This window comes from Calothrix sp. CCY 0018 (assembly GCF_963920925.1).
GTDB lineage: Bacteria > Cyanobacteriota > Cyanobacteriia > Cyanobacteriales > Nostocaceae > Rivularia.
Genome location: NZ_CAWUDI010000004.1, coordinates 85,458 through 110,877, shown reverse-complemented (window position 1 = coordinate 110,877; position 25,420 = coordinate 85,458). Strand labels below are relative to the sequence as shown.

The window sequence follows — 25,420 nt, the reverse complement described above, 5'->3', positions numbered from 1 at the left end:
TAGGCAGCACAGAGCAGGTAGAGAAAAAGTCAAGATTTTAAATTAGAATCCAAAATCCAAAATCTCACAAGACTTATCTAAAACAATTTTGTCCCGCAATTTTTACAGAATTTAGCATCCTCATCATGTAAATCTAAACCGCATCCAGAGCAAATTGTTTCTACTCCATTTGCAGTTTTAATTATTCGTTTAATCAAGTCGCCTATTTGCCAGGGAATTAGTGCGATACCTGTTAAAATCATCAAAACTGTTAAAAGACGACCAATTTGTGAAATTGGAGTAACGTCACCAAATCCAACGGTTGTCATTGTGACGATTGAAAAATACATCGCATCCACAAAAGTAGCAAATACTTGGGGATTTACGGGATGTTCTACTTGATAAATTAAGCCTGAATAGATAAAGACAATTGTAAATAAAGTAAATAATATTCTCGTAAAAATAGTGCCATCTTCGGTAGTAATATTACCAAATAAGAATCTTCTGTCAAGATATCTAATTAATCGTAAGATTCGGAACCATCGTAATAAGCGAATATAGCTGATATCAATAGCTCCCATAAAAAAGGGTAGTATTGCAATTAAATCAATAATTGAATAGAAACTAAAAATATAATTGATTCTATTTTTCGCACTCCACAACCGTAATAGATATTCTGCTGCGAAAATATAGAGAATTAATATATCTATAACATTGAGAGCAAAGCTTACTGATTCAGAAAACTGATAAGTTTGTGCTACAAAAATTACTGAAGATAGCATTACCAAAATGACAATTGCGATATTAATCGTTTTGCCTAATGGTGTTTCTAAATCTCTTAAATAGAAGTCTGTATTTTCTCTAGTAATTACCATATTGAACATAATTTAACTACTGCAAAATATAGGAATCCTACTTGATTTTTGTTGGCGGAGCCTACCCTTCGGGTATAACACACTCTACAATGCTTACTCAATTATTAAATAGGATTTTTATAACATTTATAGCTTTATATACAAATTTGACTAAATGTAGCGATTTTATTCTAATAGTGTTCGTAGTAAGGAATGCGCGTCCTTTAATAAGAGCGATAAATCGCTTACTACGTTAGCGGAGCGTGTCCGATAGGACATACTTCAATTAAGGAGTGAATCCTAATCTTCTAAATAAGATAAAAACGAATTTGCAAAAATTGCCGCTTGGGTTCTGTCTCGTAATTCTAAACGGTTCAATATATTCGTAACGTGATTTTTTACCGTACCTTCGGAAATATAGAGTTTCTGAGCAATTTCTCGGTTATTTGCCCCTGTTGCGATCGAGCGTAATACTTCTTTTTCTCTTTTTGTAAGTTCGGCTAAACTTGCTGGTGGAGAAGATGGTTCAGTTGCTGTAGTTGCAGGAAATTGGGTTAAAAGTTTTTTGACAATTCCCGGTCCCAATTGAGTGTATCCTCTGTATACGGCACGAATTGCCACAGCTAATTCTTCCGAAGGTGTATCTTTGAGTAAATAACCCATTGCTCCATGCTGCAATGCTGCTTTGATATATTCGTCATCATCAAAGGTTGTTAGTACCAAAATTTTGGTTTGAGCGAATTTACTTTTTATCTCTCGCGTTGCAGCGACACCATCCATAACAGGCATTCTAATGTCCATTAATACTACATCCGGCTGCAATTTTTCGACCAATTCAACGGCTTGTTGTCCGTTTTCTGCTTCTCCAACAATTTCTAAATCGGGTTCTAATTCTAATAGGGTTTTTAAACCTTGACGAATTAAATGTTGGTCATCTACAAGTACTACGTTAATCATATTTTATGTAGGGAGTAGGGAGTAGGGAATGATAGTTTTTGTTGTTAAGCCCAAATACTCGCCTCGGAATAAATTCCAAGGCTAATATACAAAGTACGTTAAAACGTACTAAAAGCCATATTCAGTCAGATTTATCAGACGCAGGTTTTTGGGCGGGGGAAATTTATTCCAAGGTGGTGTTGAGAATTATTTAAGATGCGAATGAAAACCTACTCTCATGCCTTACCTTCACTCACCACTCCCTATTCCCCATTCCCTGTTCCCCTACTCCCTACTCATAAAGGAATATCAACCATAATTTTAGTACCTTTACCGGGAAGACTTTCAATATAAAAATTACCCTCCAATGCTAAAGTGCGATCGCGCATACTTTGCAGTCCGAAACCTGTAGTATTTTGGTTTACGTTAAAACCTTTGCCGTTATCCTCAATCGTAATATGTAAATTTGTAGCTATCGTAGTTATTTCTAAGTTAACTTCGGTAGCTTCTGCATATTTAGAAATATTTGTCAATGATTCTTGAATAATTCTATAAATAGCGGTACTGATATCGCGAGGGATAGAATAAAATAAGTTAGTTTGATAGTTTGGTTTAATATTTGTCGAATGATGAAAATTTTGTATCAGCATATCAATAGATGTTTCTAAGGATTGCTCTTGTAAAGGATTAGAACGCATAGTAGAAACCGATTCTCTAACATCTTTTAATGCTTGAGAACCTAATTCCTTAGCTCTAATTAAAAACTCTGTAGCTTTTTCTGGATTAGTTTTTAAAAGTTTAGTGCCGGTTTCTAATTGTAAATTTAAAGCTGTTAGAGAATGTCCTAAAGAATCATGAATTTCTCTGGCAATGCGGTTTCTTTCTTCTAATGTAGCTTGATTTTCGATTTTTAAGGCATATTGACGCAGCTTTTCGTTTGCAGCAGTTAATTTTTCACGGCTTTCTCGTTCGGATAGAACAGCATTCATCAATAGTAATACAAAAACTAAAGCTAATACAAATAAAGCCACAAAGCTAAATTGAAAAAACCATAGTTTTTGTAATCTTCTAGTTGACACATTAGGAAATTGTCTGCGGAATTTTACTATAAATAAACAAAATGAAATTACCGCGACAACAAAACGTCCGGAGGGTTGAAAAATTAAACAGCTACGAGTTACTAATATTAAATTAAGAAACGGAAAAAGTCGTGATGTTCGACCACCAAAAAAGTTAGTAATTAGAATCAATAATATTTGGCAAGCAGTATAAATAATTTTATTTGTTCGATTACTAGTAGGTAATCTTAAACCCATTAATCCGAAAAAAGTTAAACTAATAACCATTAATTCGGGGTAAATTGTCTGAAATTTTTGTACGGGATTTACAATTGAAGCAATCGCTGCAAATCCAAGTAATATCCACTCTAAATAAAGTAAAAATTTGAACGGATGATTTTTAATATCGATAGCGCGGCTCATAAGCGTTTCTTCTATTAATAATATTCAGATAAGGAACAACCACCCGCTTGAAAAATAAAAAGCTTGATTAAAGGTTTGGGGAATTTCTACGTAAATCCTAAATTAATAGTAAATATACATTCAAACCTGAACCCGTGACCAAAGTCATGGTTTAATATATGACTTTATCTAGATATTTTTAGATGATTACTCGTTACTTTTTACTCATGCGACTACTGAGGTTGGAATCATATGATGGTGACATCGAACAAAACAAACCCAAAAGGTATCACTCACATGAAACTCAAAAAATTATCTTTCTTAGCCGGTGCGATCGCTTTAACTTTAAGTGCAATTCCTTTCGCTGCTCAAGCTGAAATTAATTCTTCTTCTTCAACTATTGTTGCTCAAGGTAAAAAGCAAGGTGGATGGAAGAATAAGTTGAATTTTACTGAAGATCAAAAAGCTCAAATGCAGCAAATTAAAGAAAGCACTCGTGCAGAAATGCAGCAAATCTTAACTCCAGAGCAGCTACAAAAATTAGAAGCAGCAAAAGCCAGCGGAGAAAATAAACGCGGAGTATGGCAGTCCTTAGATTTGACTGATGCTCAAAAAGCAGAAATGAAGAAAGTTCGAGAATCTAAGAAAGCCCAATTTGAAGCGATTCTAACCGACGAACAAAAAGCTCAAATGCAAGAAATGAAGCAAATGCGCCAAAATCGTCGCAGCAGCCGTCGTCAAAGCGCTAGCTAATTAATTTAGCTCTTTTTCAAATATATTTCTTCAAATAGTTAAATATAGCCGCGTTCATTTCAGAAAGAGGGATTTGACAAATCCCTTTTTCTTTTTTTTGTTAAAATTCTGAAGTAGGTAAATAAAAAACCAAAATAGAAAAATCCAATTTCACGCGGATTATACTCATAGGCTTAAGGCAATGAGTTTCTATAATGGTTACATCAGAAAGCATAAATCCACGAGGCATTTAATGAAGCTTAAAAAATTCTCTCTCTTAGCTAGTGCGATCGCAGTCGCTTTTAGTATCACTCCTTTAGCAGCAAACGCTCAAGCGAACTCTAATGCACCACAAAGAGTTTCTCAAGCCAATAATGCTCCAAAAGGCCCACAGATAAATTTATCTCAGCCTCAAATTAAGAAGATCCAAGAAATTCGCTCCAAAACTCGCGACCAAATCCAAGCGGTTCTCACAAAGCAGCAGCGCGATAAAATTCAAAGCGATTTGCAAGCAGGTAAGAATCCTCAGCAGGTTTTTGCATCCATTCAGTTTAGCGACGCACAGCAGAAGGAACTACAAAATATTATGATTGGCTCCCAAAAACAAATGGAAGGAGTCTTGGATGCTAACCAGAAGAAAATTTTAAATCAATGGCGTGCTACCCAACAAGGCAGCCAAAGACAACCGAAAAAGTAAGTCAATAGTTGAATTTGGATAGCAGCATTTGAGGTGGGCAATTTTGCCCACTTTTATTTTTTTTAGGGAATGAGGGGGAGGAGGTAGAGGGGGAAGGTGGGGAGAGGGGGTAGAAATAACTTCTAAACCTTAACTCCTAACTCCCAACTCCTAACTCCCAACTCCCCATTCCCCGTTCCCCGTTCCCAATCCTATGATTAATACAAAATGGATACTCGCTGTTTTTATTGCTATAGGCTTAACTAACTCAAGCTGCGATGCAATATCGGCAAATCAACTTACCGCAGAGAATAAAATCATCTCCCAAGTTGCAAATCCTCAACTTGAAAATTCAAAAATACTTCATATAATTAATCGGCTCAGTTTGGGTGCTACTCCCGGCGATATCGAAAAAGTTCGAGAAATTGGCATCGATAAATATATCCAACAGCAGTTGAGACCTGAATCTATACCCGAACCCCAAAGCTTAAAAAACCAAGTTTCTCAACTTGAAACTTTGCGTTTAACCCCTTCACAGCTATATTCGCAATACAGCATCAGTCGCTTACCAAAACCTACCCAAGAAATGAAACAGCAAAGGCGAAAAAAAGAAAGATTAATTCGCCAACAAGCCGTAAAAGCGCGATTGCTCAGAGCGACAGAAAGCCCCCGGCAGTTGCAAGAAGTAATGGTGGATTTTTGGTACAACCACTTCAACGTATATCAAAATAAAGGACAAACCCGTTTATGGATGGGGGCTTACGAAGAACAAGCAATAAGACCTCATGTTTTCGGTAAATTTCGCGACTTGTTGGGTGCAACCGCTCGTCATCCAGCCATGTTGTTTTATTTGGATAACTGGCAAAATACCGCTTCTAACAATCCTCCCAAAGGAAGATTCAAAGGCTTAAACGAAAATTACGCTCGCGAATTAATGGAATTACATACTTTGGGTGTTGACGGTGGTTATACCCAAGAAGACGTGATTAACTTAGCTAAAATATTTACCGGGTGGGGCTTTCGTCGTCCCGGCCCCGAGTTAAAAAACGGCTATGATTTTTACTTTAATGACAAGCATCATGACTCTACCGATAAAGTCTTTTTAGGTAAAGCCATTAAAGGAGGCGGCATCGCAGAAGGAGAACAAGCCTTAGATATTTTGGCAAAACATCGAGCAACTGCCCGTCATATCAGTTACAAGCTAGCTCAGTATTTTGTAGCAGACGAACCACCAAAAACTTTAGTAGATAAATTATCAAAACGTTATTTAGCAACAGATGGCGACATTCGCAGCGTACTAGAAACTTTATTTAAAAGTCCCGAATTTTGGGATACAAAATATTACAATGCCAAATTTAAAACACCATATCAATACGTAATTTCCAGCATTAGAGCCACCGACACACCAATTCAAGATTTTGCTCGAATAAACAGCATATTGTACAGAATGGGAATGCCCTTATACGGAAATCAAAGTCCAGACGGATATAAAAACACCCAAGCAGCCTGGTTAAATCCCAACGGAATCAACTGGCGATTAAGCTTCGCCAATACAATAGGTAGAGGCGGATTACGAAATAGAAATAGTAATACTAATAATAAAAAACCCCGTCGTTCAAATAAACCAGTTGATGACACAGAATTAACAAACACCCTCGGAAACAACTTTTCTGCCAAAACCCAAGAAGTTATCAACACCAGCCCCCCCAAACAAAGAGCCGTGATTATTTTGGGTAGCCCAGAATTTATGTACAGATAATCAAAGGTTAAAGGTTAAAGGTTAATAGCTATAACCTAATTACCAACTACTAACCACTAACAACTATCAACTAACACCTAAATGAAACGACGCAAATTCATCCAACAAGCCAGTATTTTCTCTGCTTCGAGTTTAGTTGCAGTCGGAGCTAACGTTTGGTTAAGTAGAAGTATTTCAGCCACTCCCAACTCGAAACGTTTAATAGTTATCTTCCTCCGGGGTGCGGTTGATGGACTTAGTGTAGTGGTTCCCTATACCGATAACGCATATTATCAAGCTCGAAAAAGAACTGCGATTCCTCAACCAGATAAAGCTGATGGTGTATTGGATTTAGATGGAAAATTTGGACTGCACCCCAGTCTTGCAGCTTTAATGCCTTTATGGAAGCAGAAAAGTCTGGCTTTTGTTCACGCTTGCGGCTCTCCAGAATCTACCCGTTCCCATTTCGATGCTCAAGAATATATGGAGAATGGTACACCTGGAATTAAAAATACTAAAGATGGTTGGATGAATCGACTTTTGGCTTTAATGTCTGAAGAAAACAATCCCATCCAAGCCGTAAATGTGGGTTATGATATCCCCCGAATTTTAGGTGGAAATGCTCCTGTTGCGACTATTCCCGCAGGGCATATTGCTAAACGCTTACCTATAGATAATCCCCAATTAACAACTGCATTCGATAAATTATACAGCGGTAATGATGCCTTGAGTAAAACCTATCGCGATGCACGACAAGCCCGCAAAGCCTTGATGGAATCGGATGTAGAAATGCAGATGGCGAACAACGGCGCACCTTTACCCAAAGGTTTTTCTAGAGATGCTCAACGTTTAGCAAGATTAATGGTGCGCGATTCTAGAATTGAATTAGCGTTTATAGGTTTAGGTGGTTGGGATACTCACATTAATCAAGGCAATTCAAAAGGACAATTAGCACAACACTTGCAAAGTTTGGGAGACGGATTAGCGACTTTACAAAAAGAATTAGGAGCAGTATATAAAGACACTAGTATTATTGTGTTATCCGAATTTGGACGTACAGTCAAAGAAAACGGCAACGGCGGCACAGATCACGGACATGGTAACGTAATATGGTTGTTAGGCGGTAACATTAGCGGTGGTCAAATTTACGGAGATTTTCCCGGCTTATCCGAAAATCAACTCCACGAAAAAAGAGATTTAGCAGTTACCACTGATTTCAGAGACGTTATTTCCACAGTTTTACAAAGTCATATTAACTTAGATAAAACCAGCATCAGTAAAATATTTCCGAATTACCAGCCTGTATCAATATTGTAGGGAGTAGGGGGAGAGGGGGGAGATGGGGGGATGGGGCATGGGGGATGGAGAGATGAAGAGAAATTTAATTCCTAACTTTTTACCAATTACCAATTACCAATTACCAATTACCAATTACCCCATCATAACTCCTAACTCCTAACTATTCATTGATAACTGTTCACTGATATTGTCTGCCCAAAACGGCCATATCTTCGGCATCTAATTCAACGGGTGTACCGCTGCGAATTAATTCGGCAAAATCTTCATTGGGAACCATAATAGTTAAAGTATATAAACGCCCCAAACCTGTATTTTCAATTATGTGAGTGCCAGTAGCGGGAACCAGTAAACTATCTCCAGCTTTGATATTTACAGTTTTACCATCGCAAGTTGCTCTACCTTCCCCTTTGAGAATAAAAAACATCTCCAAAGCAAACAAATGGCGATTTGGCGGAGTCTTGCCACCCACATCGAAAATCTCCACACAACAAGTCAACGATGAATTAGCGATCGCCGGATCGAAAACAATTGCCAAACGGTTAGAATCATCAGGACTAATCCGATACGCTTGATAATCAGAAGGAGACTTAATAACCGGAATTACGCAACTGTTAATCATATTAGTTGTTAGTTGTTAGTTGTTAGTTGTTAGTTGTTAGTTGTTAGTAATTGGTAATTGGTAATTGGTAATTGGGAATAATTAGGAGTTATGAGTTAGGAATTATGAGTTAGGAGTTATGAGTTAATTAAAAGAATTATTTCCCCTTGTCTCCTTGTCTCCCCCTCCCCCTCACCCTATCCCCCTTCCCCGATTCCTTCAACAATTGCTTGCGAGTCTGTAACAAAACCAAATAATTGCTTAACGTTATAAAGTGTTGCTAACCAGCAATATTCTGGTGAAGTGGTAGCGCTACAGTCTTTGATAAAAATACAGTCATATCCTAAAAAATTAGCATCTTGTAATGTACAGAGAACGCATTGGTCGGCGTTGACACCTGCAAATAATAATGTTGTTTTACCTAAATTCTTTAAAATGCTGTCCAAGGGAGTATCCCAAAAGCCGCTCATTCTAAATTTATCTATGTAAATATCATTAGATAAATGTTCTAATTCATCCACTATTGCCGATGCCCAACTATCTTTAGTGAGGACTTTTGCATTGTTATTAGGTAAAGCATCTCCCAAACCGACACCTTCACCAGTAGGATTATAAACGTGATGCAAACCCGCACTGATATTAAGTAAATCGGCACGATTCCCCCAGTTGAGCCATATCACGGGTACGTTGTGCGATCGCAATACCGGAAGTAAGTTTTGCAACGGCTTTAGAGGTTGACGTGCGGGGGTTACATCGACTCCAATATGCGCCAACCAACCATCGGGATGACAAAAATCATTCTGCATATCAATGACGATAATAGCGGTTTTCGCCAAATCAAAGCGCACATTTTTTGTTTCTGTAGCTACAATAACGGGTTGTGGATCTAATTGAGAGCGAGTAATGTCTGCGATAGTATCGTTAACCATCCAAGCATTCGGCGCAACTCCCAGGGGTTTTAATGGTTTCATAATTGGTAATGGGTAATTGGTTACAAATATTTTCCCATGCCCAATCTATTACAACTAAACACTAACAACTAACACAAGATGAACTTTACAATTCAAAATGTTTTAATTCCAACAGAGGATGATTACGCTACGGTAGATGTGCAAATCAAAGATGGGAATATCCAAAAAGTTTCTGCTGGTTTGGATGTTATTGGCGAAGCGATTGATGGTACGAATAAGTTGCTGTTGCCGGGATTTGTTAACGCTCATACTCACTCTTCGGAAATGTGGCAGCGGGGGATAATGTCGATTTATCCTTTGGAGCTATGGTTGGCTGAACTTTATGATTTTGCACCCCTCGATACGGAACAAGTTTATCTGAGTGCTTTGGGTACTGCTGTAGAAACTTTGCTATCGGGAGGTACGACTGTTGTCGATCATTTAGTTTTGATTCCCGGCAAGGAGCTTGAAACCATAACTGTAGCAGTTGAAGCTTATCGAAAAGTTGGTATTCGCGCAGTTATCGCACCTTTAATTCAAGATGAATCTCTCACAGCGGGGATGCCTTCGGGTGAATCGGAAGTAACTCATGAAGATTATTTTCGTTCAACTCAAGCTACGTTGGAAATCATGGAATCGGCGATAAATAAATATCATAAACCCGAAGATGGCATTTATTTTGCGTTAGCTCCGACAGGAATTCAACTTTGCAGCGATGCTTTATTTAAAGGATGTATTGAGTTAAGCGATAAATATAATCTTTGCCGTCATTCGCATTTATTAGAAACCAAAGCGCAGGAAAAATTAGCTAAAGAAAAATACGGCTGTACGGCTGTCGAGCATTTACACAAAATTGGTTATTTGAATCATCGCACTTCTTTAGCGCATTGCGTTCATTTAACAGATGATGATATCAAAATTCTTGCAGAAACTAAATCTACAGTAGTTCACAATCCTTTAAGTAATTTACGTTTGGGAAGTGGAATTGCACCGATTTTAAAATATCGTCAAGCAGGGGTAAATGTATCTTTTGGTTGCGATGGTGCATCAAGTAACGATTCTCAAGATTTATTAGAAGCAATCAAAATGGGTTCTATATTGCATAATATTACCGATTTAGATTATCAACACTGGATTACACCGAGAGAATCAATAAAAATGGCATCTTTAGGTGGTGCAAAAGGTTTGAATTTAGGAGAAGAAATTGGTTCTTTAACGGTGGGTAAAAAAGCCGATTTAGTAATGTACGATTTAACCAACTTATCACTATTACCGCGTACCGATCCAGTTGGTTTATTAGTATTAGGAAGACCTACAAATGTGGTAGATAGTGCCTGGGTAAACGGTAAATTAATTGTAGGTGATGGTAAAGTTAAAAATATCGACGTTGATCACTTACGACAAGAATTATTTAAACATAGTAAATGGCAAACCAAACGCAAATCAAAAACTGTTAAAGAAATTGAAGCACATTATCGGGGAGTAATGGAACTTTAATCAGTGAACAGTGAACAGTTAACAGTTATCAGTTATCAGTGAAGAGTGATTATTTTGTTAAGCGGGATGATTTAAGGATTGAAAACAATATTTTGGATATTTCATCTGCATCTGTATAAATGCTATTAAATGCTTGAAGAGAAATATAATTTGTATCTTTAAGTAAATTGAGCCAGAATTTGGTTTCTAAACATTCTTTATCGGTTTTACTGACATCTTGCACCATTCTTACGCAACCGCCTTGGAATAAATTCCCAGGCTGACATATAAAGTCGTTTAAAAACGACTGAATAAGGCTTTTAGTGCGTTTTAACGTACTTTGTATATTAGCCTGGAAATTGATTTCTCTGCGTTCACGCGGAGCGTGCGGGCTAGAAAGCCTCCGGCTTACAAGGCGGGCATATGGGCTTAACGACATTGGTGCAAGATGTGAGATAAATCAGACTGGAAAAGTATTTTTAGTGCGTTTTAACGTACTTTGTATATGAGCCTCGGAATTTATTCCAAGGCGGTTTTAAAAGCAGTATTGAGAATGGTGTAATATATAAATTTATCGTAAACGAAACTTTTAAATTATTGACTATTAACAATTAGCTGCTCACTGCTCACTGAATGAACTGGAATTTCAATCACAAATTCCGTTCCCTTACCTATTTGCGAATTAACATTTAAACTGCCTTTATGTTTATCTACAATGATTTGACGGGCAATTGATAAACCCAAACCCGTTCCTTTTCCTACTGCTTTAGTTGTAAATAAATTCTCAAAAATTCTCTGTTGAACTTCTTCGGGAATTCCTAAACCGTTATCGGCGATTTTAATTACTACAGATTTTTTGTCTGCTGTTATACTTGTGGTAATTTCAATCTGGTTTAGATTTTGTTCAATATCCTCAAACCTTTTCCCTGCATTAGATTCTTCTAAAGCATCAATAGCGTTAGCGAGTAAATTCATAAAGACTTGATTGAGTTGTCCCGAATAGCAATTAATTAAAGGTAAATCGGCATAGTTTTTAAATACTCTAATTGCAGGGTGTGACTGATTCGCTTTTAAACGATGTCTCAAAATTAATAACGTGCTATCAATACCTTCGTGAATATTAAATAGTGTTTGATGCTCGGTATCTCCTCTAGAAAAAGTACGCAAACTCGTACTAATATTACGAATTCGTTCGGAACCTATTTCTAAAGAGTTAAATAGCTTGGGTAAATCATCTCGCAAATATTCTAAATCTATTTCTTCGATTTGTTCCTCAATTTCTGGCTCTGGATTTGGATAATATTTTTGATATATTTCAATTAATCCGAATAAATCGCTTACATATTCTTTCGCCATTTTTAAATTACCAGCAACAAACCCAATTGGATTATTAATTTCGTGTGCTATTCCTGCAAGTAAATTACCTAGCGCGGACATTTTTTCACTTTGCACTAATTGAAGTTGGGTATTTTGCAAAGTTTCTAAGGCTAATCGTAATTTTATCGATTGTTCTTCAATAATGGTAAAATCGCGATAGGAACGTAAAGCAGCAATAGTTGTAGTAACTAACTTTTGTCTGGTAAGTTCAACTTTAAGTTTGTAATCGTTGATATCATAATTAATAATTACCGATTCTTCCGGTGCTTCTCCCGGTTGCCCGGTGCGTAAAATAATTCTTACTCGTTTATTGTTTAATTCTTCGCGAATATATTTAACTACTTGTAAACCTGCATCATTCGTATCCATCACCACGTCAAGTAGAATTAAAGCGGTATCGGGATGAGCCACAATTAATTCTTTAGCTGCTTGACTGGAATCAGCAGAAAAGAAAGTTAAAGGTTTACCATCAAAAATCAAATTTTTTAAAGCTAATTTAGTAACTTGATGTACTGTGGGTTCATCATCCACAATAATAATTTTCCAAGCTTCTTCCAAAGATGTATCTACCGCAATCTCATCGGTTTTTTCATCCTCGAATACTAAAATATCATCGTCTGTTTCAGAAAAATTTAGATTGGTATTGACTGTCATATATAAATTTGAGTTATTTAATAAAATTACTTGTGCAGGTAGGAAACGGGAAACAGGCAACGGGCAACAGAAGAAGTACTGATTTATTACAAGCTATTGATTGTTTATGTAATTATCATTCATTCTTGAAAAGCATAAACAAACCTAATTTATTGTAGAATTTCCCTATTTCCTGTTCCCTTTGAATCAACACAGAGGCAATGCGATTATAAATATTGTTCCCAAATTCACCTCACTTTTAACATCAATTTTGCCTTGAAGTTTTTGAGTAACTAGGTTATAGACTATATGCAACCCCAATCCGGTACCACCTTGGTTTCTAGCTGTGGTAAAGAAAGGTTCAAAGATTTTGGTTAAATTTTCTAAGGGGATACCGCAACCATTATCGCTGTATTCAATTGTGACTTTATCTTGTTGCTGGTTAATTTTAAAAAGTAGCTGCCCTTTTTCTCCCGATGGGTAAGCGTGATTTAAGGAATTCATCACCAAATTCGTAACAATTTGCGCTATAGCACCGGGATAAGTATCTAGTTTGATATTATTTTCACCTTCTACCGTCAAAGTAAGAGCGGTATGTTTGAATTTGGGTGCAAGACTATTTAAAATTTCTTCGATATACGGTTTGATAGCAAATTCGCGTTTTTCTAAATGGGAAGAATCAACAGCGACTTGCTTGAAACTTTGAATCAAGTCGGAAGCTCGATTGAGGTTATTTAAAATTAAGTCGGTGCTTTCGCTAGCTACTTCAAGATAGTTATTTAAAGATGAACGTTTTAATTTTCCATCTAAGACATCGTTGTTAAAAGTAGTGGTTTCATGTTTTAAAGTAGAAGCAGCGGTGATACTGGTACCTACTGGAGTATTGATTTCGTGAGCAACTCCCGCAACAAGACTACCTAATGCAGCCATTTTCTCGGATTCTACAAGTTGTTTTTGAGTAGCTTGTAAGTTTTCTAAAGCTTGAGAAAGTTGCTTAGTTCGCTCTTTTACTTTTTGTTCTAAAGTATTGTAAAGAGTAGCATTTTTAATCGAAATAGCTGCTTGAGAACAAATAAGTTTGAGTAATTGCAAGCGTTGTGGAGGGAAAGCTGCGGCGGTGAGATTATTTTCAAGGTAAAGAATAGCAATTAATTTACCTTGATGCAGAATCGGAATGCATAAAACAGATTTGGGTTGTTGCTTGATAAAATAGTCATCATCAGCAAATTCACTCTTTTTATTCGCTTCATCGAGTAAAACATCGGTATGGCTTCTAGCAACGTAATTAATTACTGAAATTGGTAAATTTTTAAAAGCTGTAAGAGGAAGAGAATTTTGTGCTTCTAATTTTCCTTCAGTATTAATTACCGCTCCAATAATTAATTCTCCGTTACTGATAAAAATTAAACATCCTGTTTGCGCTCCGGCATTTTCAATTACTGTTTTCATCAACTTATCAATTAATTCCGCTAACAAAATTTCGTTAGAAATAGTTTGGGAGACTTTGAAAACAGTATCGATATCTAATGAATCTGCGGAATTAGTAGTTGTAGAATTTTGATTTATAGTTGTTTGAGAATTCGTAGATTTTGGAAGTTTGGGATTTAACCAGAAATAATATTGACTTTCCAAATCTGCTACTTTAAATTTAGCACCCCAGTTTTTATAGCCATTATAGGCTTTACGGAGATAAAATTGAGCGAAATCTTCTTTATTCATTCCCAACCAAAATCTTGCAGCTAATTCATTCGCTAAAGCTTCATTTTGAATAAAATCATGTGTCTTTGCAGAAGCAATTGCTAAGTCATATAGTTCCATTGCTTCTAATTTATTGCCAGAAATTCGCGCCATTTCTGCTTCTATAATTAAATACTTATGTAAAAAGTTAGCTTCGCAATTATCTGCCCAAATTTTCATTTGCGTTTGATTGCGTTCTAATTGATGCCAATATTGTTTTTGTTCGGCAAAAGTTGCAGCGGGATACAGTGCGGTTAAAATTAAAGATTGATAGAAGTTTTGATCGGCAATGGCAATTATACCAACAACATATTCTAATAATTTTTCAGCAAGAATTACTATTTCTAAAGCTTCGACTGGTTGATCGTAAAGATACAGTATGAAAGACTTAAAAGTATAGTAATAAAACAAAGACATATAGCTTTTTTGTTCCCAGCAGTTATCAAGATATTCTGCTTCGCTTAATTCGGAACTATCAAAATCAAGTAATTCTTTTGTTTCTCCATTTAGGTTCATTAAACATAGTTTCGCAGCCCAAATCGTATCTAGTGCAAATTGATTTGTGTTTTTGTTGACAAATATTAAACTGTTATTAGCTTCATTAAGAGATTTTTCAATACTTACACCTTGATGTAAAATATTGAATAGTTGACAAGCCAATGTAGAACCAGAAAATTGGATATCGCCAGATTCAATACCTGCTTTCAATCCTATTTTGGCAATATCATTAGTGAATTTTATGTGCTTTATCCAGGCTATTTGAAAAGTTACGTAAAGGAAACAGGCTTTACATTTTTGAGACAGATTGCGGTATTTTTCACTTATATTTAAAGCTAATTTACCAAACTCGTAACCCTTTTGATATTCTCCCCAAATTGAACCTAATAAAACTCCATAGTTGCTATAAGCTGGGATTGATTCTGCTAAATTACCGTATTCTAAACATAGATTAAGTGCTTTAATCACAATTAAGCTATAAAGTTTTTGATCTGTTAAATAGCAAGCTGGATATATATTTGTATATAAACTAATAGCTACAATTTTATCGGCTATTATCATATCGGGTTGATTTATTAACGAAGCTATCTCTTTACCTTCCAGAAGCTGATTTGCTTTGATAAATTCTAGTTTTAAAGCTTCATCTAAATTGCTTGAGTTTAAATCAACTCCGAGATATTTTAACCCATTTTTACTCGCTTCTATAGCTTCTTTGAATTGTCCTATACTTGTATACTGAATAGCCAAAAAATTGTGAATATCTGCTTTTTCTACAGGAGTTTTTGTTTTTTCAAGAATTAAATTAATTAAAGATTCCGATTTTTCAAAATTACCGTTTAAATATTCAACTTCAGCAAGCTGTTTATAGATATCTAATGTTAATTCGTAAAATTGCAACCAGCTATCAGCAGGTAATTCCGACTTGCTAATTGTTAAATATTCTTTAGCTGCACTATAAGCAATCGCATCTTTAGCTTTTTTTGCAGCAGTTAAATTCAGTTTGACTAATTCTAATTTTTCGTTATCATCAATAATTAATTCTCTACCTAAATTAAAATGATCTACCAATTGAAAAATATTATCTATTCTCTCTTGCTGAGAAAAATTAGAATGCAGCAACCAGCCAATTTGTAAATGAACTGCTTGTTTTTCATATTCCGCAATTAGTGAATAAGCAGCTTGTTGAACTTTATCGTGTAAAAATCTAAAATTGTAAATAACAAGCTGCGAATCAAACATTTTCCTATCAACAAACTCGAAACCAGAAGTTGGTAATATAAAACCTTCTTCAATAGCATTTGTTAAATTTTGGAAAGCTTCTATTAGAGTAAACTCGCTGACAATTGCCAAAGTATTTAAGGTGAAGCGATTGCCGATACAGGCTGCTAAACGCAACACTTGCTGGGTTGATTTAGGTAGTTTAATTAATTTAGATATCATCAAATCTACAACATTATCGGTGATATCCATCGCTTCGATTTGAGCAGTATCCCATTCCCATCTCGGTTTTTCTGCACCTTGTGATGTGTAGAAATAAACAAAGTTTTCGGAATATAAATTATGGAGAAATTGATTGACGAAGAAAGGATTACCACCAGTTTTATCGTTAACTAATTTTGCCAGAGATTTCACATCATTGATATCTCTATGTAAAGTATCGGCGATTAAAGTAGTAATATGATCTAGATTGAGAGGAGTTAAATTAATTTCATTAATAGATGCATCAACCTCTAACCTTTCTAATAAAATAATTAACGGATGAGCAGCATCAACTTCATTATCTCGATAAGCACCAATCAATAACAGATGATGCATTTGTTCATCCGTCATCATCAATTCAATTAGCTGTAAACTAGCCAAATCAGCCCACTGTAAATCATCTAGAAATAATACTAAAGGATGTTCAGCTTGACAAAAAACGCGAATAAAGCTTTTAAAAACCGAATTAAACCGATTTTGAGCTTCACTTCCACCTAATTGTTCTACAGATGGTTGTTTACCAATAATTAATTCAATTTCCGGAATTACATCGATAATAATTTGAGCATTCGGTTGAATAGCAGATAACAGCTTTTGCTTCCACTGCTGTATTTGCAATTCACTTTCAGTTAAAAGCTGTTTTACCAATCCACTCAAAGCTTTAACGACAGCAGAATAAGGAATATTTCGTTGAAACTGATCGAATTTACCTGAAACAAAATAACCACGCTGACGAGTAATCGGTTGATAAATTTCCTTTACCAAAGCAGATTTACCAATACCAGAATAACCAGTTACCAAAATCATTTCAGTTTTACTAACTGCGCTTACAAGTCGTTCAAAGCCAGTTAATAAAGTAGAAATTTCTTGTTTTCTACCGTAAAGCTTCTGAGGAATATAAAACTTATTAGAAATATCTTCTTTACCCAAATCAAAATCAATTATGCAATCGTAACTTTCTAATTGGTGCAAACAAGTTTCTAAATCGGCTTTAATCCCCCAAACACTTTGATAGCGTTCCTCAGCAGTTTTTGCCATCAGCTTCATCACAATCGCTGAAACCATCCGAGGAATTTTATAATTAATTCGCGCCGGAGAAACAGGTTGTTTTGCAAGATGACAATGAATCAACTCCATCGCATCACTACCAACAAAAGGTAGCTGACGGGTAAATAATTCATATAAAGTTACCCCCAGAGAATAAAAATCCGTGCGGTAATCTAAAGAACGATTCATTCTTCCAGTTTGTTCTGGAGAAATATATGCTAAAGTTCCCTCTATTGCATTCGCATTCTTATAAACAGTATGTTCGCTTCCCAATCTTGTCGAAATTCCAAAATCAATAATTTTCAGTTGCTTAGTAACGGGATTAAAAACTATATTGCTAGGATTGATATCCTTATGAATAACTTGTGCTGCATGAATTTGAGCCAAACTATCAGTAATTTGACAGGCAATTTCCAAACATTCCACCAAATTAAATTTATTTTGAGAGAGTAAATTGTTCAGCGACTCTCCCCCAAAATCTTCCAAAATCATCATCAAAAAATTATCGTGTTGCAAATCATAAGCTTTGATAATTCCCTGATGTTCGAGATTGCGAATAATTTCATACTCCTGCTTATAAATAGTCAACTGTAAAGAATTCAAGCAATCTTGCTTAAGTACTTTAAAAATAACTGGCTGATTATCCTCCTCTCGTCTTCCCCGGTAAACCGTAGAATTTGGGCTTTCATAAATTTGTTCCAGAATCTCATAACCAGTAATAATAACCATTCTTATATGCTCATTTCATAAAGTGCTTATATTAGAGTTCCCCGTTGGTTGGTTTTTCTATCACCGTTAGGTGCGGAGATTCGGGGATGGGGTGATGGGGTAGGCTGTTGACTTTGATAGAATTTCTCGGTTTTTCATTCATACAATTTTTATGTCGGTAATAATCGCAACACAAATCCCTCACCCCGCCCTGGCGGGCACCCCTCTCCAGGAGAAGGGCAGAGGGGAAGGGGGAGAGGGCGCACTAGAAGAGGGGCGAACACGTTTTTTGCATGATTTTTTACCCCCTCAAAATGCACAAAGTCAACACTCTAGTGATGGGGGGATGGGGAGAGAAATATTTTTCGTAAAGAGCGCTCCCACTACCAATTACCAATTGCCAATTACCAATTACCCAATGCCCTACTAACAACTAACAACTAACAACTAACAACTAATGAATCGTTTAATATCTTTGCTCGGAATCTTTGCATTTGTGGGAATTTCTTATGGTTTGTCGGTTAACCGTCGCGCTATTCGTTGGGTGCCTGTTGTATGGGGGATTGCTTTACAACTGATTTTCGGAATATTAATTCTGAGAACTACACCCGGTTTTATGGTATTCAAATTTCTGGGTGATGTAGTCAGTCAATTTCTCAACTATTCCGATGCGGGAGCAAAATTTGTGTTTGGCGACAATTTTGAAGAACACTACATCGCTTTCAAAGTACTACCGACAATTATCTTTTTCTCTTCTTTCATCACGATTTTGTACCACTACGGTATCTTGCAAAGAATCGTGCAAATCGTCGCCGGAGTGATGATGAAAACCATGAAAACATCGGGTTCCGAATCTCTCAGTGCTGCTGCGAATATCTTTGTCGGACAATCTGAAGCTCCGTTATTAATCAAACCCTATGTAGCAACTATGACTCGTTCCGAATTACACGCGATTATGACGGGAGGGTTTGCCACAATCGCAGGTGGAGTTATGGCTGCATATATTTCCTTTGGAGTGTCAGCAGAACATTTAATCGCCGCTTCCGTAATGTCTGCACCCGCAGCCTTAGCTATTTCTAAAGTACTTTACCCCGAAACCGAAGAATCCCCTACCGCAGGGAAAGTCAAAATCGAAGTAGAAAGCTGCTATTCCAATGCGATCGACGCAGCCGCAACTGGTGCCAGTGAAGGGATGAAATTAGCTTTAAATGTAGCTGCGATGTTGATTGCTTTTTTGGGGTTATTGGCTTTAGCAAACGGAATTTTGGGCTATGCTGGTTCGTTAATTGGTTTACCACAACTTTCGTTAGAGTTGATATTTTCTTACCTACTCGCCCCCGTAGCCTGGTTGATGGGCGTACCGTGGGCAGATTGCGGACAAGTAGGAATATTGCTCGGTAAAAAGACAATTTTAAACGAATTTATCGCCTATCAAGATTTGCAAAAAATGGTCGCCGACTCTGCAATTTCCGAAAGAGCGCGAATAATTGCTACTTACGCCCTCTGTGGATTTTCTAATATTGGCTCGATTGGCATTCAAATTGGTGGAATTGGTGCGATCGCCCCGAATCGTCAAGCTGACTTAGCACAAATGGGAATTAGAGCAATGACTGGTGGTGCGATCGCTTGTTTTATGACGGCTTGCATTGCGGGGATGTTGTTGTGAGGTAATGGGTAATTGGTAATTGGTAAAAAATATGAATTAATTCCTAACTCCTAACTCCTAACTGCTAACTGGTAACTCCTCAATCCAAAATCCAGTCTTCGGAGCGTGTCCGTAAGGACATAATCCAAAATCCAAAATCTTATAACTCCGCGCCTCCTAACCCTTCTCCTTAATCTTCGTATATCCTAAATTCCAATTTTGCGGTTGCTTCAATTCTTCTTGCTTACCGTGCAAAATTAACTTTATAGCAAAGCGAGTATTTAACATTCCCTTCATTAAGTAATGTCCAGGTTTAGCATACACGCCATCAACTGCAACAGTACCACCGTAAGCAAGGATACCGCAGTAAGTCTTACTACCTGGTATTTCTATCTTTAACATTCTATCGTTCAGATAGCCGCCTGGAATTTGAAATATACCATATACATTATGCTGTCCTTTCCAAGGTTCTACTACTATCTTTTCAGGATGAGTGTAATATTTTTCAGCTTTAGAAGAAAATCCCCAGTGCCTGCAAGCTATAGCTGGCGATTTTTCGCTTACGTAAGAGAAGCTAATTATACAGATTAAACTAGATAAGAATAATAAATAAGTAAATTTACGCAAAATACCTAACAAAAGTAATTATATCTACAGCTAAATTACTATTACAGTTTATGAAGCTTTAATCGGGATATCAAGTCATATTATACTCAAATAATTTTTGTTGAATTCCTTGCAATATAAAATTTGTAGCCAATGTATTGATAGTTACGTTAAGAGAATTGGGGAATGGGAATGTAGATAGTTCAGCCGTGAATAGAATGGCGACTCAAAGTGCGGGTGTAGTTGTAACAGTTGAAATAGTTGACAATTCTGGCAAAGTCTCTATATAAAATTACCCTCTCCAAAATTTCGGAGAGGGTTAGAACAAAGTAAAAAAGTAAAACTTAGATTATCAATAATTAACCATAACTATATTTAATAGTTTCGCCCTTGACAAATAGCACTTCGTTATTTTTTTTTAATTAACAATATTGATAACTCTTTGTATCAAACAAAATATTTATGGCAAGTATTATCTCATAGTTTGTTATTCTTTAATAACATAATATTCATTCCGCAAAAGTAAAATTATCTCTACTATTTATACATGAGGCTATGTAACAAATTTATTAATCTATAAAATCAAATCGGTAGTTTATCTGCTATTTAACTTGTGTCGCCTACAACAGATTGAAATTAATTATTAGTATCGAATTAGACTTGAGTATAAATATTTAGTATCGCCCAATTTCTTAAATAGCCTCAGTATTCATACTGGTTTAACGGCTATAACACAGAATATGCATTTATTTATGGGTGATTATAATAACTGAACGCATACGGTGATTATGATATCAATTTCTAAAGTAATGAGATATTGTCTCAGTATTTATGAACAGAAAAAAATGTCCAATTAAATACTTTAATCAGACTTGCAATTGTATAAAATATCAGATAATCAACAAAACATAGCCAATTGATTTGATTTTTAAATAACCCAAACTATAAAAACTAAATTTTGTAATTGTTCAAAAATGTTACATCGGCTAAATCAAGAATTGGTAAAGCTTTTAGCCTTGAAATGTAAATTGAATGTTTGATATTTTGAGAGTAATCTACGCTAAAACTCGGATACCCAAGTCAATGACTTCATGTTAATCTGTTGCAGTTAATAAATAAAAAGTGAAGGGAAAGTAAACAAGATTTGGGGACATATAGTGACCGAGCGGTGCATTCGTTCCGCGAGCAATCAAGCCTCAGTTCTGAAGTGACTTTATTTAGTATTAAACACATGAATCAAAGACTTTTGTTGGCTGCTGTAGCTGTAATTTCAACTGTTATTGGAACACCATCCATTAGCCGCGCTCAGACGGTAAATGAAGCCTCGATTACCTCTCAAAAAAGCTCTGAAAAAGAGACTGTAGCGGAAACTTTTAACGGCTCGAATGCTGATGTTACTAAGGTTTACGCGCACAAATTAGCAGAGCGTCAGGCAGCAACTCTCTATATTCGCAACATTCCTGTTTTTACCTTTTTGAGTTCTGTTCCTGTTGCAAATTCAGAGAATAAAGTAGCCCTACCCAAGAACGCTGTAGCAGTTGATAGCAACTATAGCGATGCTGTAGAAAAAGCAACTACAGTCGCCGCTAAAATCGACGATTTAGTCAACAAGAAAGTTGATGCAAACAAAATTACCGTAAGCTGGAACGGTAGTACCGAATCTAAGTCTGGTGCCGAAACCCTTACCGAGCGCTACACGATCAAAGTGGACGGCTCCGAACTTGTAGAAATTAATGGCGACACAAGGCTTCCCGACGCAACCACAAATCTTAGACAAGATGCGCTGCAAGCAACCAATCGTTTGCGGAGACTAGTAGGTAAAGCATCTCCTCTAAACACAATTGCTGGCTTACCTCCAGAGCTAACTAAAACAGAAAATCTTGCGGCACAAGAAACAGCCTCTAGCAAGGGTAATGCAAAAAAAGGAAGAACTGCTACAAGAGGACGAACAAGAGGTTTTAGAGGTATAGCTTCCTTTTACGGTGCTTACTTTGCTGGTAGAAAAACCGCTTCTGGTGAAAGATTCAATCCAGCAAGAATGACAGCAGCCCATCGCAGCCTACCCTTCGGAACCAGAGTTCGCGTTACCAATATGCGTAACGGGCGTTCCGTGGTAGTAAGAATCAACGATAGAGGCCCCTTCATTCGCGGTCGTGTCATCGACCTTTCTAAGGGTGCAGCCGGAGTTATCGGAATGATTGGTAGAGGTATTGCGCCAGTTAGAGTTGAAGTTTTAGGAAGATAGGAGTTTAGGTTAAAGGTTAAAGGTTGGGAATAGTTAGGAGTTAAGAGTTAGGAGTTAGGGGTAAATTATTCTTCTCCTTGTCTCCCCATCCCCCTCTCTCCCCATCTCCCATGCCCCAAATTAGTTAAAAATCTTGATAATCCTCTATTTAATTACTCTCTTTCCCCGAATTCGGATATACACTAACGGGGGAAAGCTAGTGTAGATAGAGGATTTTTTGTGCGCCTGTTGACAACGGTTGTAGCTTTACGCTGCTATTTGGATAAACTCCGTTGGCAAAGCGAGCCTTTGCATTCTGAGGAGCCGCTATCCCTTGAAATGACAACTCGTCTCCAAACAGCAGTAGGCTTGGTTCCGACTATGGGAGCTTTGCATCAGGGTCATTTAAGCTTGATTAAGCGGGCGCGGCAGGAAAATGCCATTGTCATAGTCAGTATTTTTGTCAATCCCCTGCAATTTGGTCCGAACGAAGATTATGAAGATTATCCCCGTACTTTGGAGCAGGACAAAAAATTCTGCGAAGAAGCCGGGGTAAATGCTATGTTTGTACCAAATCCGGAAGAGATTGACGTTGCTCGGAAGAGTATACAAGATTCAATTGTTACACAAGTTACTCCACCATCTGATATGATATCAGGCTTGTGTGGTAATACTCGGCTAGGACATTTTCAGGGTGTGGCTACAATTGTTACCAAGCTTTTTAACTTGGTGCAGCCAGACCGGGCTTACTTTGGTCAAAAGGATGGTCAGCAACTAGCGATCGTTAAACGATTAGTTGCCGATCTTAATTTTCCCATAGAAATTGTCGCTTGCCCAATTGTTAGGGAAGCGAATGGTCTTGCTTTAAGTTCCCGCAATCAGTATTTAACTGTTAGTCAAAAGCAGCAAGCGGCTGTTTTGTATCGCGGCTTGCAAAAAGCTCGTGCTGCGTTTCGCAGTGGAGTTCGTAAAAGTAGCACCCTGATTGAAGCTATTTGTAAAGAAATAGCAATGGTCAGTACTGTATCTGTGGAATATATTGAATTGATTGAACCATACACGTTAATGCCATTAGATGAAATTAAGGAGGAAGGAATGATTGCGATCGCCGCTCGTCTCGGCTCTACACGATTGATTGACAACACTATTTTGCGCGATCGCCAACCGATTATCGCCATTGATGGACCTGCTGGTGCCGGTAAATCTACCGTAGCTCGTCAAGTTGCAGCTACATTAGGATTAGTGTTTTTAGATACAGGTGCTATGTACCGTGCCGTTACTTGGCTGGTATTACAAAAGGGAATTCCTGCTTACGATGAATGTGCGATCGCCGAGTTGGCTAATAGTTGTTCGATTAAATTAACTCCCAGCGAGGATTTGAAATCGCCGGTGCGGGTTTGGATTGACGGCAATGACGTTACCAAGAAAATTCGGACGGAGTCAGTAACATCAAAAGTATCGGCAATAGCAGCCCAAAGCGCCGTGCGAAGCGCGTTAGTTAAACAACAGCAAAGCTGGGGTAAAAGAGGCGGTTTAGTCGCGGAAGGACGAGATATAGGTACTCAAGTTTTTCCCGATGCTGAGGTAAAAATCTTCTTAACTGCAACCGTTTCCGAACGCGCCCGCCGTCGTCAACAAGATTACAAAAAACAAGGACAACCCGAAGTCAGTCTTGAAGAACTAGAAAATAGCATTAAAGAACGCGACTGGAAAGACAGCACCCGCCTGGTTTCACCGTTAATGAAAGCAGCAGATGCCATAGAAGTAGTTTCCGATGGTTTAACGATTGATGAAGTAACAACGGGAATTGTGAAGCTTTATCAGCAATGCTTCGCGAAATGAATAGCCACCGTGGGCGATTAACATTTATTTTCCTATAAAGGATAACTAGGGCGACCACTTTCTATTTTGGCATTAGAAAGAAACTCTGTCATCTTTTTGGGGTGTACCCGTTGTTAAATTGCAGTTAGAGATAAAAAAATATAGGGGTTAGCACTTACGGTGGTGGCAGAAGAAGATCATTTGGATATTTAATAGAGTTGAAAAGAAAAAAATATCTTTAAATGGGGTGAGTTACCCATTCGGATGGGTTGCCTGGGTAACGCAATAGCACTAAGCTATATGGGGTAGGGGGGGATAATTGAGTAAAAGCTTGAGTTTTTGACTAAAGTCTTATATTTACTCGCTTACTAGATAATGCTTCCCTACACTTTCTACCTATCCTAAGTCAAGCTCTCTCTAAATATCATGTTCAAAAAAATTGCTGCCAAGCTCAAAACTAATTTCCCCGCACCAGAGGTACAGGCTCACTGCGACGGGCCTTGTGGAGTCTATGACCCTTCTTCCGCTAGAATTACCGCAGAAGCAGTAGTCTCCATGACCAAAAAACTCATGGATTTAGAGCATCCACCTGCTGGTGACAAAGCAGCGACGATTGCTTACAACAATACCTTTTCTCGCTTTGTTGCGATCAAAGAAGAACAAGCTCAAAAAACCAAAGAAGACTTATTAATTCTTTGGACAGATTATTTCAAGCCAGTACACCTCGAAAAGTATCCTGACTTGCACGACACCTTCTGGAAAGCAACAAAACTTTGCTCAGCCTGTAAAGTAGAAGTTAATCTAGACCATGCTAACGAATTAATGGAAGCCGTACATAAAATCCATAATATGTTCTGGGCAACCAAAGATCGTGATGTTTCTTGGTACAAAGCTAGCTAATTTGATTTAATTTGATTTAATTTGATTTGATTTGATTTAATTAAATT

General features: G+C 37.1%; 18 protein-coding genes. 9 read left to right on the top strand and 9 right to left on the bottom strand.

The genetic code is table 11. The features are described 5' to 3' along the window. Positions 1-77 precede the first annotated feature (77 nt). From ACM03V_RS04315 to ACM03V_RS04305, 3 genes are all read right to left on the bottom strand, one after another. Positions 78-854, bottom strand: a complete 777-nt coding sequence (locus tag ACM03V_RS04315) for an ion transporter (protein WP_414619634.1) — start codon at positions 852-854, stop codon at positions 78-80. A gap of 279 nt (positions 855-1,133) precedes the next feature. Further along, entirely contained in the window at positions 1,134-1,790 is a 657-nt protein-coding gene (locus tag ACM03V_RS04310; protein WP_414619527.1) for a response regulator, read from the bottom strand. Positions 1,791-2,065: 275 nt separating this feature from the next. Further along, positions 2,066-3,250: a sensor histidine kinase gene (locus tag ACM03V_RS04305; RefSeq protein ID WP_414619526.1), complete on the bottom strand. Its 1,185-nt coding sequence runs from the start codon at positions 3,248-3,250 to the stop codon at positions 2,066-2,068. A gap of 276 nt (positions 3,251-3,526) precedes the next feature. Here ACM03V_RS04305 and ACM03V_RS04300 point away from each other — a divergent pair, with 276 nt between their 5' ends. The 4 genes from ACM03V_RS04300 (at position 3,527) to ACM03V_RS04285 (ending at position 7,692) form a co-directional block, all read left to right on the top strand. Then, positions 3,527-3,982, top strand: coding sequence for a Spy/CpxP family protein refolding chaperone (locus ACM03V_RS04300; RefSeq protein WP_414619525.1), 456 nt, complete (start codon positions 3,527-3,529; stop codon positions 3,980-3,982). Positions 3,983-4,214: 232 nt separating this feature from the next. Continuing rightward, a complete protein-coding gene (locus ACM03V_RS04295) occupies positions 4,215-4,658 on the top strand; it encodes a hypothetical protein (RefSeq protein ID WP_414619524.1) in 444 nt (147 codons plus the stop codon). A gap of 193 nt (positions 4,659-4,851) precedes the next feature. After that, positions 4,852-6,396, top strand: coding sequence for a DUF1800 domain-containing protein (locus tag ACM03V_RS04290; protein ID WP_414619523.1), 1,545 nt, complete (start codon positions 4,852-4,854; stop codon positions 6,394-6,396). 81 nt (positions 6,397-6,477) lie between these two features. Beyond that, entirely contained in the window at positions 6,478-7,692 is a 1,215-nt protein-coding gene (locus ACM03V_RS04285; protein WP_414619522.1) for a DUF1501 domain-containing protein, read from the top strand. Positions 7,693-7,852: 160 nt separating this feature from the next. Here ACM03V_RS04285 and ACM03V_RS04280 read toward each other — a convergent pair whose 3' ends face one another. Beyond that, positions 7,853-8,293, bottom strand: a complete 441-nt coding sequence (locus ACM03V_RS04280) for a cupin domain-containing protein (RefSeq protein ID WP_414619521.1) — start codon at positions 8,291-8,293, stop codon at positions 7,853-7,855. A gap of 176 nt (positions 8,294-8,469) precedes the next feature. Then, positions 8,470-9,243 carry a cysteine hydrolase family protein gene (locus ACM03V_RS04275; RefSeq protein WP_414619520.1) on the bottom strand — a complete coding sequence of 258 codons (774 nt, stop codon included), beginning with the start codon at positions 9,241-9,243 and terminating at the stop codon, positions 8,470-8,472. Positions 9,244-9,321: 78 nt separating this feature from the next. Between ACM03V_RS04275 and ACM03V_RS04270 the strand changes: the two genes are divergently transcribed. Continuing rightward, on the top strand, positions 9,322-10,719 hold the full coding sequence (locus ACM03V_RS04270; RefSeq protein ID WP_414619519.1) for an amidohydrolase: 1,398 nt from the start codon (positions 9,322-9,324) through the stop codon (positions 10,717-10,719). A 49-nt stretch (positions 10,720-10,768) separates the two neighbouring features. Here ACM03V_RS04270 and ACM03V_RS04265 read toward each other — a convergent pair whose 3' ends face one another. The 3 genes from ACM03V_RS04265 to ACM03V_RS04255 form a co-directional block, all read right to left on the bottom strand. After that, entirely contained in the window at positions 10,769-10,945 is a 177-nt protein-coding gene (locus tag ACM03V_RS04265) for a four helix bundle protein (protein WP_414619518.1), read from the bottom strand. A 347-nt stretch (positions 10,946-11,292) separates the two neighbouring features. After that, positions 11,293-12,729, bottom strand: a complete 1,437-nt coding sequence (locus tag ACM03V_RS04260) for an ATP-binding protein (RefSeq protein WP_414619517.1) — start codon at positions 12,727-12,729, stop codon at positions 11,293-11,295. A gap of 186 nt (positions 12,730-12,915) precedes the next feature. After that, on the bottom strand, positions 12,916-18,198 hold the full coding sequence (locus ACM03V_RS04255; protein WP_414619516.1) for an AAA family ATPase: 5,283 nt from the start codon (positions 18,196-18,198) through the stop codon (positions 12,916-12,918). A 436-nt stretch (positions 18,199-18,634) separates the two neighbouring features. Here ACM03V_RS04255 and ACM03V_RS04250 point away from each other — a divergent pair, with 436 nt between their 5' ends. Beyond that, a complete protein-coding gene (locus ACM03V_RS04250) occupies positions 18,635-19,843 on the top strand; it encodes a NupC/NupG family nucleoside CNT transporter (RefSeq protein ID WP_414619515.1) in 1,209 nt (402 codons plus the stop codon). Between the two features lie 156 nt (positions 19,844-19,999). Here the strand turns inward: ACM03V_RS04250 and ACM03V_RS04245 are convergent, their stop codons facing one another. Further along, complete coding sequence (locus ACM03V_RS04245; protein ID WP_414619514.1) at positions 20,000-20,449, bottom strand: hypothetical protein; 450 nt, start codon at positions 20,447-20,449, stop codon at positions 20,000-20,002. 1,210 nt (positions 20,450-21,659) lie between these two features. Between ACM03V_RS04245 and ACM03V_RS04240 the strand changes: the two genes are divergently transcribed. From ACM03V_RS04240 to sodN, 3 genes are all read left to right on the top strand, one after another. Next, the gene (locus ACM03V_RS04240; protein ID WP_414619513.1) at positions 21,660-22,673 is read left to right on the top strand and encodes a septal ring lytic transglycosylase RlpA family protein; all 1,014 of its coding nucleotides are present in this window, start codon (positions 21,660-21,662) and stop codon (positions 22,671-22,673) included. Between the two features lie 219 nt (positions 22,674-22,892). Continuing rightward, on the top strand, positions 22,893-24,494 hold the full coding sequence (locus tag ACM03V_RS04235; protein ID WP_414619512.1) for a bifunctional pantoate--beta-alanine ligase/(d)CMP kinase: 1,602 nt from the start codon (positions 22,893-22,895) through the stop codon (positions 24,492-24,494). Between the two features lie 405 nt (positions 24,495-24,899). Further along, entirely contained in the window at positions 24,900-25,373 is a 474-nt protein-coding gene (gene sodN, locus ACM03V_RS04230) for a superoxide dismutase, Ni (protein WP_414619511.1), read from the top strand. Positions 25,374-25,420 lie beyond the last annotated feature (47 nt).

Coding starts and splice junctions, on each gene's coding strand:
- ACM03V_RS04315 (WP_414619634.1), bottom strand. CDS start 854: ATGGTAATTACTAGAGAAAATACAGACTTCTATTTAAGAGATTTAGAA.
- ACM03V_RS04310 (WP_414619527.1), bottom strand. CDS start 1,790: ATGATTAACGTAGTACTTGTAGATGACCAACATTTAATTCGTCAAGGT.
- ACM03V_RS04305 (WP_414619526.1), bottom strand. CDS start 3,250: ATGAGCCGCGCTATCGATATTAAAAATCATCCGTTCAAATTTTTACTT.
- ACM03V_RS04300 (WP_414619525.1), top strand. CDS start 3,527: ATGAAACTCAAAAAATTATCTTTCTTAGCCGGTGCGATCGCTTTAACT.
- ACM03V_RS04295 (WP_414619524.1), top strand. CDS start 4,215: ATGAAGCTTAAAAAATTCTCTCTCTTAGCTAGTGCGATCGCAGTCGCT.
- ACM03V_RS04290 (WP_414619523.1), top strand. CDS start 4,852: ATGATTAATACAAAATGGATACTCGCTGTTTTTATTGCTATAGGCTTA.
- ACM03V_RS04285 (WP_414619522.1), top strand. CDS start 6,478: ATGAAACGACGCAAATTCATCCAACAAGCCAGTATTTTCTCTGCTTCG.
- ACM03V_RS04280 (WP_414619521.1), bottom strand. CDS start 8,293: ATGATTAACAGTTGCGTAATTCCGGTTATTAAGTCTCCTTCTGATTAT.
- ACM03V_RS04275 (WP_414619520.1), bottom strand. CDS start 9,243: ATGAAACCATTAAAACCCCTGGGAGTTGCGCCGAATGCTTGGATGGTT.
- ACM03V_RS04270 (WP_414619519.1), top strand. CDS start 9,322: ATGAACTTTACAATTCAAAATGTTTTAATTCCAACAGAGGATGATTAC.
- ACM03V_RS04265 (WP_414619518.1), bottom strand. CDS start 10,945: ATGGTGCAAGATGTCAGTAAAACCGATAAAGAATGTTTAGAAACCAAA.
- ACM03V_RS04260 (WP_414619517.1), bottom strand. CDS start 12,729: ATGACAGTCAATACCAATCTAAATTTTTCTGAAACAGACGATGATATT.
- ACM03V_RS04255 (WP_414619516.1), bottom strand. CDS start 18,198: ATGGTTATTATTACTGGTTATGAGATTCTGGAACAAATTTATGAAAGC.
- ACM03V_RS04250 (WP_414619515.1), top strand. CDS start 18,635: ATGAATCGTTTAATATCTTTGCTCGGAATCTTTGCATTTGTGGGAATT.
- ACM03V_RS04240 (WP_414619513.1), top strand. CDS start 21,660: ATGAATCAAAGACTTTTGTTGGCTGCTGTAGCTGTAATTTCAACTGTT.
- sodN (WP_414619511.1), top strand. CDS start 24,900: ATGTTCAAAAAAATTGCTGCCAAGCTCAAAACTAATTTCCCCGCACCA.